This is a genomic window from uncultured Campylobacter sp. (assembly GCF_938045205.1).
Lineage (GTDB): Bacteria > Campylobacterota > Campylobacteria > Campylobacterales > Campylobacteraceae > Campylobacter_B.
Map to the genome: position 1 here is coordinate 1 of NZ_CALIMY010000064.1, position 10,184 is coordinate 10,184.

At 48.9% G+C, this 10,184-nt stretch carries 13 protein-coding genes; 5 read left to right on the forward strand and 8 right to left on the reverse strand.

Features of this window, described 5'->3' with window-relative positions; genetic code table 11:
• Together Q0198_RS03895 and ilvC are read right to left on the reverse strand one after the other, a co-directional pair.
• A partial coding sequence (locus Q0198_RS03895) for a hypothetical protein (RefSeq protein ID WP_297895214.1) occupies positions 1–316 on the reverse strand: 316 nt, incomplete at its 3' end.
• A gap of 13 nt (positions 317–329) precedes the next feature.
• Positions 330–1,352, reverse strand: a complete 1,023-nt coding sequence (gene ilvC, locus Q0198_RS03900; RefSeq protein WP_297895216.1) for a ketol-acid reductoisomerase — start codon at positions 1,350–1,352, stop codon at positions 330–332.
• Positions 1,353–1,489: 137 nt separating this feature from the next.
• On the opposite strand from ilvC, the gene proC reads away from it, so the two are divergent.
• Positions 1,490–2,467, forward strand: a complete 978-nt coding sequence (gene proC, locus Q0198_RS03905) for a pyrroline-5-carboxylate reductase (RefSeq protein ID WP_297895219.1) — start codon at positions 1,490–1,492, stop codon at positions 2,465–2,467.
• 262 nt (positions 2,468–2,729) lie between these two features.
• Here proC and Q0198_RS03910 read toward each other — a convergent pair whose 3' ends face one another.
• The 4 genes from Q0198_RS03910 to Q0198_RS03925 form a co-directional block, all read right to left on the reverse strand.
• Positions 2,730–3,164: a DUF4209 domain-containing protein gene (locus Q0198_RS03910; protein WP_297895222.1), complete on the reverse strand. Its 435-nt coding sequence runs from the start codon at positions 3,162–3,164 to the stop codon at positions 2,730–2,732.
• Between the two features lie 95 nt (positions 3,165–3,259).
• Positions 3,260–4,192, reverse strand: a complete 933-nt coding sequence (locus Q0198_RS03915) for a hypothetical protein (RefSeq protein ID WP_297895223.1) — start codon at positions 4,190–4,192, stop codon at positions 3,260–3,262.
• 3 nt (positions 4,193–4,195) lie between these two features.
• Positions 4,196–4,483, reverse strand: a complete 288-nt coding sequence (locus tag Q0198_RS03920) for a hypothetical protein (RefSeq protein WP_297895226.1) — start codon at positions 4,481–4,483, stop codon at positions 4,196–4,198.
• A 26-nt stretch (positions 4,484–4,509) separates the two neighbouring features.
• Complete coding sequence (locus Q0198_RS03925) at positions 4,510–4,782, reverse strand: hypothetical protein (RefSeq protein ID WP_297895229.1); 273 nt, start codon at positions 4,780–4,782, stop codon at positions 4,510–4,512.
• A gap of 174 nt (positions 4,783–4,956) precedes the next feature.
• Here Q0198_RS03925 and Q0198_RS03930 point away from each other — a divergent pair, with 174 nt between their 5' ends.
• From Q0198_RS03930 to Q0198_RS03945, 4 genes are all read left to right on the forward strand, one after another.
• Positions 4,957–5,655, forward strand: coding sequence for a DUF1963 domain-containing protein (locus Q0198_RS03930; protein WP_297895232.1), 699 nt, complete (start codon positions 4,957–4,959; stop codon positions 5,653–5,655).
• A gap of 353 nt (positions 5,656–6,008) precedes the next feature.
• The gene (locus tag Q0198_RS03935) at positions 6,009–6,716 is read left to right on the forward strand and encodes an SMI1/KNR4 family protein (protein ID WP_297895235.1); all 708 of its coding nucleotides are present in this window, start codon (positions 6,009–6,011) and stop codon (positions 6,714–6,716) included.
• A 485-nt stretch (positions 6,717–7,201) separates the two neighbouring features.
• Complete coding sequence (locus Q0198_RS03940; protein WP_297895237.1) at positions 7,202–8,131, forward strand: DUF4299 family protein; 930 nt, start codon at positions 7,202–7,204, stop codon at positions 8,129–8,131.
• Positions 8,132–8,259: 128 nt separating this feature from the next.
• Positions 8,260–8,529 (forward strand): hypothetical protein, encoded by a 270-nt coding sequence (locus Q0198_RS03945; RefSeq protein WP_297895239.1) that lies wholly within the window; start codon positions 8,260–8,262, stop codon positions 8,527–8,529.
• Positions 8,530–8,609: 80 nt separating this feature from the next.
• Here Q0198_RS03945 and Q0198_RS03950 read toward each other — a convergent pair whose 3' ends face one another.
• A complete protein-coding gene (locus tag Q0198_RS03950) occupies positions 8,610–9,590 on the reverse strand; it encodes a DUF3137 domain-containing protein (protein ID WP_297895240.1) in 981 nt (326 codons plus the stop codon).
• A gap of 142 nt (positions 9,591–9,732) precedes the next feature.
• Positions 9,733–10,161 (reverse strand): hypothetical protein, encoded by a 429-nt coding sequence (locus Q0198_RS03955; protein WP_297895242.1) that lies wholly within the window; start codon positions 10,159–10,161, stop codon positions 9,733–9,735.
• Positions 10,162–10,184 lie beyond the last annotated feature (23 nt).

The following is a 10,184-nucleotide window of genomic DNA, read 5'->3' on the forward strand; positions in this document are numbered from 1 at the left end:
AATTCTGCCGTGCGGGCTCAATGCTCATCTTCGGCGCAGTTACGTTTTGCTCGGCGATCTTATCAAGCTCCTTTTGAATCAGAGCTTCCTTCTCCGCAGCGCTTAAACGCGGTCGCTTACCCTGCGGCTGCGAAGAGGCTTCGGAGGCTTGTTTGCGCGAGCTTTGTTGCAACGCGGCTTTATTGCTCGAAAATACGAGATCCAAAACCGCGTAGGTAACCGCACCGCTTAAAAAGCATAAGATTACGACAAAGGCGATCGCTATATAATTGATCGGGCGCTTTTTGAGGTGCCCGCGTGGATTTCTATTAGCCAAAGCTCAGCCGAAATCAGTTTTTATCTTTGTTTATAAGCTTACCTTTGGCGATCCACGGCATCATCGCGCGAAGCTTATCGCCGGTTTTGCTAAGCAGGCTGTTTGCCGTGATGTTGCGCTCGGCGTTCATTCGCACGTAGCCAGCTTTGCGCTCGAGGATGAAGTCTTTTGCAAATTTGCCGTTTTGGATCTCCTTTAGCACCTCTTTCATCGCCGCTTTGCTGCTTTCGTTTACGACGCGGTTTCCGCTTACGTAATCGCCGTATTCTGCGGTGTTTGAGATCGAGTAGCGCATATCAGCCATGCCACCTTGATAGATGAGATCCACGATCAGCTTCATCTCGTGCTGACACTCAAAATACGCCATCTCAGGCTCGTATCCCGCTTCGACGAGGGTCTCAAAGCCTGCGTTAATGAGCGCGCAAAGTCCGCCGCAAAGCACAGCCTGCTCGCCGAAAAGATCGGTCTCGGTCTCTGCTTTGAAGGTCGTTTCGATGATGCCGGTGCGGCCGCCTCCGATCGCGCTTGCGTAGCTTAGAGCAAGCTCTTTGGCTCTGCCGCTTTCGTTTTGCGAAACAGCGATCAGCATAGGCACGCCGCCGCCGCTTACGAACTCGTTGCGGACGGTGTGGCCCGGGGCTTTCGGAGCGATCATAATGCAGTCGATGCCCTTTGGAGGGACGATCTGTCCGAAGTGGATATTAAAGCCGTGCGCGAACGCAATCGCGTTGCCCTCGCTTAAATTTGGCTCGATCTCCGCTTTGAAAATATCGCCTTGAAACTCATCAGGCGTTAGGATCATTACGACGTCCGCGGCTTTCGTAGCTTCGCCGACGCTCATTACTTTAAAGCCCTTTGCCTCGGCCTTGCTCCAGCTCGCGCCGCCCTTTTTAAGACCCACGATAACTTCTACGCCGCTATCGCGCAAATTTTCGGCGTGAGCGTGCCCCTGCGAGCCGAAGCCGATCATAGCGACCTTTTTAGCCTTAATCAAACCCAAATCGCAATCTTTGTCGTAAAAAACGTTTATTGCCATAACGCATCCTTTTTTAAAAATTTAGGCGAGATTGTAGCTAAAATTTGCTTTTACGTAGATAAACCGCGCGCCGCAAGGGCGGATAAAGAAATTTTGAGCTATCATTGAGGCATAATTTAGCTTTAAAAGGAGCGAAAATGAAAGTGGGATTTATCGGCGGCGGAAATATGGGCGAGGCGATGATCGCCGCACTTTGCAGAGCTGGCGGGCGAGATTGCGCAGCGGGCGGAGAAAATTTTACAGAGGATAAAGAAAATTGCACGGCGGGCGGAGAAAATTGCGCGCACGACGGGCAAAATTTTATGCCAGATACTCAAAGCTTTGCGGCTTGCGGGCAGAATTCCGCAAATTTAGAGCAGAATTTTGCGAGCCGCGAACGTGATTTCGCCTGTGTGCAGCCCCGCTCCGAGACAAAACTAGAAGTCCTAGCCTACGCCAGAAGCAAAAACGAAGTCTTACGCAAGCGCTACGGCGTGCAGATTTTGCAAGGCGAGACGCAACTGGCACACGAAGCGGATATTATCGTGCTCGCGACCAAGCTCGCCAGCTACGAGGGGATTTTGCGCCTGATCGCGCCCGAGCTCGCGGGCAAAATCCTGCTTCTTTTGGCGCCGAATTTCAAACTGGAGTGCGCCCAAAATATCGTAGGTGCGGACGTTTTCGTGGCCCGCGCGATGCCAAACGTCGCTGCGGGTATCGGCGCGTCGGCTACGGCGCTGTGCTACGGCGAGTATTTTGATGAGGCTAGTCGGGAGATCGTACGAGCGCTAGCCGCCAAAATCGGCAAATTTTACGAGATAGACGAGGCTGGCTTTGCCGCATTTACTGGGATTGCGGGCAGCTTGCCTGCCTATGTGTGCGCCTTTATCGAGGCTGCGGCGGATGCGGGCGTGCGGGGCGGACTGCCACGGGCGCTATGCTACGACGCGGTAGCGACGGCGGTAGAAGGCACGGCGCGTCTGCTACAAAGCGGCAGGCGCCCATCGGAGCTCAAAGACGCCGTCTGCTCGCCTGCGGGTACGACAATAGAGGGGCTGGCGGCACTGGAGGCGGCTGGGTTTCGCGCAGCGGTGATGGCGGCGATCGAGGCGTGCATCGCCAAAGCTCACAGTTAGCCTCGTCGCACCTCGTCGGTTTTGGATTTCAAACACAGCGCGTTTAAGAGCGCGCTAACATCGGAATTCTTTTCGGGCGCTCTCTAGCGAAAATTTTGTCTTATCCTTATCGAATGAGTTCGTCGCTTCGATTGCGGCAGAATTTGCGAGCCCTATGACAAGCGAACCAACAAGCTCATATTGCGTTTAGAATTTTAAAATTTAGAGATTTTAGAAATTTTAGGTCAAAATTTTACACTCAAAATTCTAAAATTTATTGGTGCTATATTGTATAGAAAATACAATTATTAACCACTAGTTTAAGACAAAGCCACCAAATATAAATATCGGCATCGCTTGGAGATTCGCCGACCAGTCCATGACATATTTTATTTCTGTGGTTTAGGCCCATCGGCTCCGTTAGTAAAAATTTTAGTTCTTCCGTCAAATCTTTCCCGAGCAATTCATATATTTTTGGTTCTTGCAAAAGCGAGTTTATACCTTTTTCCGATTCTACGCCGTATTCATCGATAGTAGTCGTAGGGATTTTTTCTTGTTGCAGTAAAATTCTCGCTAAATGCTCTATTTGAGGTATCAGCAAATGGCTTGAAACCAAAAAGTCTCTATCAAAACCGTAATATAAACCTTGTGCCCAGATATCTGCCCTGTTGGTCGGAACCGCGCTAGAATTTCTGCAAATATCATAAATGAAACGCATAGACACTCTATGCTCCTCTAAAATTTGCCAAAATGCGGGCAGTATACTGCCGTCTACGTATATGGTATTGCTGGTACATTTCATGTTTTAATCGGTCATCTTTTGTAGTTGCTTGTTGTAGTTTTCTTCCGTCGGCATCTACGTAAATTTGAGTAATAAGATTTGAAAAAAGATACTTTTTTTAAAAGCTTCTCGGATGACTTTTTGATATCTTCATATAGTGGATTTGCTGTGATATTAGCTAGGCATAATACCGCTTCAGATAGTTGCTTGCCTTTTACTGCTAGCTTTGCATTATTTTGATAACGCGAAATATCGATCTTATCGGTAGTAATCAAGCTCATTTCGCTTCCAATAACATGGTTATTTTGCCCCATTAACTTGCGTATTTCGTCTATTTTTTGATCAATTTCGAGCACATTTCTATCTTTTGCAGGAATGCTTCTAAGTTCTTTTAGTGCTTGCTCTAGGTCTATTTTTGATGATATAGCGCTGCTTTCTTTTGCTTTTTCTATTAAGATATTAGCTGTTTTGAGTGCGATTTCGGCTATTTTGGGGCTATTTTTGAGCTTCTTATACCATTTTTGCGACTCTTGATAATAGTCTATAGCCGCTATAAATTCTTCCTCTTCGGCAAAGGTATCGGCAAAATTTTCTAATTTTTCAGCTACGCTTGGTTGCAGTTTTCTGTTCAGCTCCGCGATATCCAATAAATACGACATCCTTAAGCAGTAGTATTGATCGGTTGGCTCCGCCTTATTAAAACATTCTAAAATTTTATTCGATATTTCGGCGTATTGATTTTTTGTGATTTCGGATAGTCGAGATAGCCTGATAGCTCTCCCAAACGCATTTATCTCAAACTGATTTACCAATTTTGGCTCTAGAGATATTTTCGAGTACTCATTTACGGCGATCTCTAAAAATTTGATATTTTTAGGGCTTTTTAAAATCCATAAAATATCTGCTATCCTTGATTTTAGTCTGCAATCGGTTATTTCATCCAAAATACTCGCTAAAAATTCCAAATCTTACTCGGTAAAATCCTCTAATATTGCCCATCTGCAATCGCCCGCGATGCACCCGGCTTCGTACGGCTCATTTGTGCTTTTAGGTTTTAAGGTCATAGAGCAAGCGTCCCTTAATAAATAAAATACCTTACTTACTTTTAAATCCCCGTTTTTAAAATTTTCCTCGCACAAATCCGCGAATTTAGAACTGTAATCATGAAAATATTTTGTGTCTTTTGATATTTCGTCTAAGTTTATACCTAAAAAATCATCTTTGGTTATCGTTATTTGCTGTATTTCTTCGATCAAATTTTTCCTCCACGCTCATTAATAAGCTAAAATTCTAAAAGTCTCGCATTAAAAGAAAGCCTTGCGTAAATTTTATCGCACTCTAGTGACACGCCGCTTTGCAGCGCATCAAGCCTAGAGCTGATAAATTTGCCTACATCTCCCGTCTCGTCCTCGCCGGCCCAGTCAAGCATCCAAACAAGCCCTTTTCCGATAAGCGCATCCAAAAACTCGCCGTCATTCATCTCGCCTATCTTCTCAAAACCGCCCGTCTCGCCCGCTGTCAAATGCTTTAGGACGCAGCACTGATCTTTCGTCATTTTCGCTCCTTTGATTAAATTTACCACCTACGTGGGTCTGTTTAAATTTTACTCCCAAAAAGCTTTAAGCTTACTTTTCGCAACTCTTTAAGCTACAAATTTAGCCCGCGGCGGCAGGTAAAATTTCGCTATAATTTCACAAAAGCGCTAAAATTCCAACCGAAAAGGACGCAAATGCAAACGGATCTGCAAGAAAAGATTAAGGAACTACAGCGCAAGATCGCGCGCAAGATCACCTATTTTCAGACGGGCGGCGTGAGGCCGCGAGGCGCGATCGATGAGTGCTGGATCGGCCGCGTGTTCGCTTGCGCGGCGGACGAGGAGCTGCCGACGGATCAAAACGGCGCGCCGATGCTCCCTCTAGCGCAGTTCTACCTGCCCGCGCTACCCTACGTGCCGCAGGTCTTGGACGGCGTCAAACTGCTGGCAGTCTTTATCTCACAGGATCTCATCGGCAAATTTGATGAGGATATGGACGGTCTGTGGGCGATCCGCGAGTATAAAAACGAGGGCGAGCTCGTCATAAAGGAGCTTGCAAATCCGCGCTCGCAAATAAAGCCCTTCCCTTTGCAGCTCAAATTTGCCGCGGACGATACACCCGTTTGGGACGGCGGCGGGCTGGATGCGGATGTCGTGCACGAAATTTTGGAGCTTAAAAGGTCGGTCGGGCTTTATTATCCCGACGTCACGGCTGGGCTGGAATATTACAACTGCACGAAGCTCGGCGGCTACCCCTCCTTTTGCCAGTCAGGAGTGAGCTTCGGCGATGGTTTTCAGTTCGTTTTTCAGATCTCAAGCGATGAAAAGGCGGGCTTTAACGTCATAGACGGCGGCAGCTTGATGTTTGCTAAAAACCCGCAAAACGGCGCGTAGAGCCTGTATTATGATTTCGATTAGGCACGCGAAAGGCTTTAGCTCGCTCGTAAAATTCCGCCGCTTCAAACGGACGCCGGGAGCGAGTAAATTTACGATGAAATTTTATCAGCGTGCGGCTTTGAGCCCGCTCGATGCAGATTAAATTTAAACGGCGGCGCGCTCCGATCTAGATTAAATTTAAGCCGCCAAAAGACGAGCCGTATGGTTGCAGACACACCGAATACGGCGAGCGGGCCATGAAAAATTCGGCGCCGTAAAATTTTAAAATTTTATAGCCCGAGATTTCAGCTTCGAGCTTGAAATTTAAGCCTGAGTTTAAAATTTTAACCCGCAAATTTAAAGGAGCGAAAATGAATGCAAACGAGCTTGCAAACATCTGGCGCAGGCCGATCTACCTGCCATATCTGCAAGAACCGCTCACGCCCGAGGCGCTGAGGGCCGCGGAAGAGGAGCTAGGGCACGCCCTACCGCGCGAGCTAGTTATGATGCTAAGCGTACAAAACGGCGGCTACCTGCGCTACGAGCTAGAGGGCTACCCGCTGGACGCCGTCAGCGGCATCGGCGAGGCGCATCCGTCGCTTACGCACTTTAGCTGGGGCGAGGAGCGTGAGTGCGTAAGCTTCGAGCTTGACGGGCTAGTGCCCTTCAGCGGCGACGGACACTGGTATCTGTGCCTGGACTACCGCGCGAGCGAACGGCCTGCGGTCGCCTACATCGACGTCGAATGCGACGAGCAAAACATCATCGCGCAGGATTTCGCTTCGTTTTTGGCGCTTTTGCGGCTCGACACGGGCAGCAAGATCGCGCTGCAAACAAGGCTCGATCTAGACGGCACGAAGGCGCGACTGGAGGAAATTTTGGGCGTGCGCGCAAGAGCCGCCGATCCGCAGCTTTACGGCTTTAGCGTGTATAATTTCGCTCGCGATGGCGGCATGCTGAGCCTTAGCCCGAACGAGGTTCGGCTCGGATTTGCCAGGCGAGGCGAGCGGCGGTTTAAAGAGCTTAAAACTTCAGCGAGCCCGCCCTGCGCTATGCTGAGCTGGACGCGGGCGCGATGATACTGGACGTTTTTAAGGAGGAGCTGATGGGCGAAATTTTGCGCGAGCTAAAGGATGCGGGTTTATGCGCACAGAGCCTAAAAGACGCGATCGGCGCGTAAGCTTTTGCGATTGAGAGTGTAGTTTTGTGTCGGCTGCGGCACGCATTCGCATGATCGATAATGCGGACTTGCGCTCGTAAATTTAGCGCAGAAGCCCGCACTGCAAAATCTACGCTCGCGACGAACGCAAACTGCGCGCTAAATTTTATAAAAGCCACAAAAGCTCTCATTGCGGTAAAATTTTAACTCACAAATATTCAGGCTGTACCGCGGGTATGTAAAAAATCTACAGGCGAGCTAAAAATACGATGCGAGAGGATACAAATATATGCACAGTGGGGGGCGCAAAATACGCAAGCTGTCGCAAAGGCAGAGCGTAAATTTAGCCCGCGGCGGCGGGTAAAATTTCGCTATAATTTTGCCAATTTAACAAAGGAGAAAAGGGTGAGCGTAGAATTTCGCGTCAAAAACAAAAAGCGCCCGCTATTTATGGGCTATTCGGACGCCATGAGCGTAGGCAAGGCATTGGAGCTCCTGCCCGATCTATCGGTATTTGACATAGACGAGAGTGCCGAGGGCTTTGACGAAAGGGCGTTTTTAAAATCGCCTTTGAGCGAGCAGGAGTGCTTGATCTTGGGCGTGCGGGACAAGAGCGGGCGCGGAATGGAGCTAAGATATGACGAGGAGCGGCAAAGCTACGCTGTGCGCGTAAATACGCCCGCGACGGTATTTGATTGGGTTTTGGCGATCTCATATCTACAGGCGCTATCCAAGCAGCTGCAAAGCGAGATCGCGGATGAAAACGGCGAAATTTACACCCACGACAGGATAGAACAATTCGACTACGAGCGCGATATATCGGCGGGACTGCATTCGATAGATCAGCACTTAAGCGGCGATACGGAGGTAAATTTTTGCTACGGGGTAGAGAGACCTTTTGCGATAAACCGCACGATGATGGATGAAATTTTAGCCTCATACAACCCCTCTGCCGAGTTTAGCAAGCGACTAACCGAGGTGCAGTATCTTGACGCTTACAGCGCGCGCCAGAGGTTTTATCGAAATGGAGATGACGGCACGATAATGGGCTCATACGCGCTCACGCAGGACCTGCCCACTATCCTGCCCTACAAGCCGTTTGTGGAATGGCAAAACGCGGAGATGCTGAAAAATAACGACGTAGCGCGCTGGCAGATCGCACTCATAGGCATAGAGGGCGACGAAAACGACGCAGGTAACTACCATGCAATCGCCGAGCTGGAATACGACGAGTTTATCGCGCGCCTGCCGAAGCAAAACTACCGCTTCATCGATGCTAGCTATATTTTGGTGGATGGGCTAAGCGCCGAACTGCTAAAGGCGCTGGCGGGCTAAATTTTACTTGCGGTGAAATTCTACAGAATTTTATCGAGGATTGACGCCGCAAAATTTAAAGACGCGGAATTCGCGGTAAATTTCGCGGCGCACAAAATTCCGTCGCGGTAAAATTTAGAAAGGTTAAAATGAAAAGGACCTACTACGATCTAAAAATTTACGATAACGGCATGATGCGAGGCGTGCTGCAAGATGATATCGAGGTATTGCCGTTTTTCGGCTACTGGCAAAAGATGAGTCTTGGCTCGACGCAGGGCATATACATAGACGAAAGCGGCAAAGAGCACAGGCTCGTCTATCTGTACGACTGGGAGAAATTTTGCAGATTATTCGCTCGCGAAAAGGAGCTACTTAAGCGCGCCCCGGTCGGTAGCAAAAATGAGCGATCCAAGCCGTAGCGGATCTCGGTCGGCAGCGGAGAATAGCGGCGATCCTGGCGCAGCGCAAGTAAATTTTAGCCGATAAATAGCGGCGCGCATTAATCAGCCAAAATCGCCGCCCCGCTTAAATCCGGGTTTAAATTTAGCTCGTCTATGATAGATAAAAGCTCTGAAATTTCCTTTTTTATCTGCGCGGCGTCCTCTAAGCTCGGCGGCGGCGAAAAAAGCGTTGTTTCAAACTTATTTTTCGCTCCGTTTAAAAATAGATAAAGCTTATCGTCCATAAACGCCGCGCTCAGCCCCATTTTCCCCGCGAATTTTTCCTTTAGCTCTCGCAGGCGCTGCATAAACGCGGGCGTCAAAAGATACCTCGCCTCAACCTTATCGTCCGCAAAGACCCGAAATTCTTTACTAAAAAACACGTCGTCCATCTGCTCTTTTTCGCCTAAAAATCTGGTGTTTAGCGTGCGACTCGCGACTATAGTTTGCCCGCTAAATTTCTTGTAGAACTCGCAGACCAAGACCGAGCCGCTGAACGCCTGCATATCCTTCATCGCCTCCCATGCAAAAATTATCGCGGATAGCAAATTTAGCGCCGCCGAGTCGCCAATTTCTAGCGTCGCGCCGTTTGGGATGCGGATCGCTTTGCTGAGGCTAAATTTGATGCCGTTATAAATGCCGCCTATTTGATCCTCGGCGCAAAACTCATCCGGCGAATAGATGCCGATTTTGCGAAATTCTTTACGGCTGATGCCGGCATTCGGATCATAGTTAAAATTTGGACCAACCTCGCGGATGGCGGCGCGGACGAAAACGTCTTTATAAAACGCTTTGTAATCCCCCAGCTCGCTGGTCACTCGGCTCGCGTTAGCCATTAGCGCGGCGAGAAAAAACGGAATATATATAATGATGAAAAATAGCGGTGCAAGGCGATTTTCAAAAAGATGCCATACGGCAAATCCGCCGCCCACGGGCAGCACTATTATAAATAAAATTCCCAAAAACAGATACTTTGCAAACGCGCGTCTGCACTCTTTTTGCTTTTTTGCGGTTGCCTCTATCGCTTCGTTTAGATTCAAAATTTTACTTTTTTCTAAATTTACGCAGCGGATTTCGCGCATGGAGTGAATTTTAGCAAAATTTACGCCGTAAAGATACGGCCGGCGCGAGTAAATTTTATTAGGCGGATTAAATTTATGAAATTTACGCCGCGGCGGCGATCTACTCGGACGTGCGTTGATTCAACCACGCTCTCAGATTGCCCGCACCCTCTTTTAGCACCCCAAATCCTGCCGCGGCAATACAGACAAAATTAATTAGAGAGCCCCTTCCGCCGACGTTTAAAACCCCAAAGCCCACGATCCACAGCGCCGCGCCGAAGCCCAGCGTGCACACGGCGGTCGCGATCCCCAGCTTGCGGCGTAAGGGGCTTGGTTTGCGCGCTACCTGAACTTGAGTAATCACGTAACTGCCCGCATATCCTCCGCGGATGAAATACGCGCGCGCAAGCTCGCCCTCCTCCACAGGGATATCGTTAAACTCGCCGCGCAGTTTCACGCCGTCTATCTCGAAAAATACCCAAATTTTGCTATTTCCTCTTGCAGCGTGGACGCGGAGATTTCGAACCTCGCCCGTGATCTCATATTCCAACTTGTCTCCTCAAACAGCTTTGC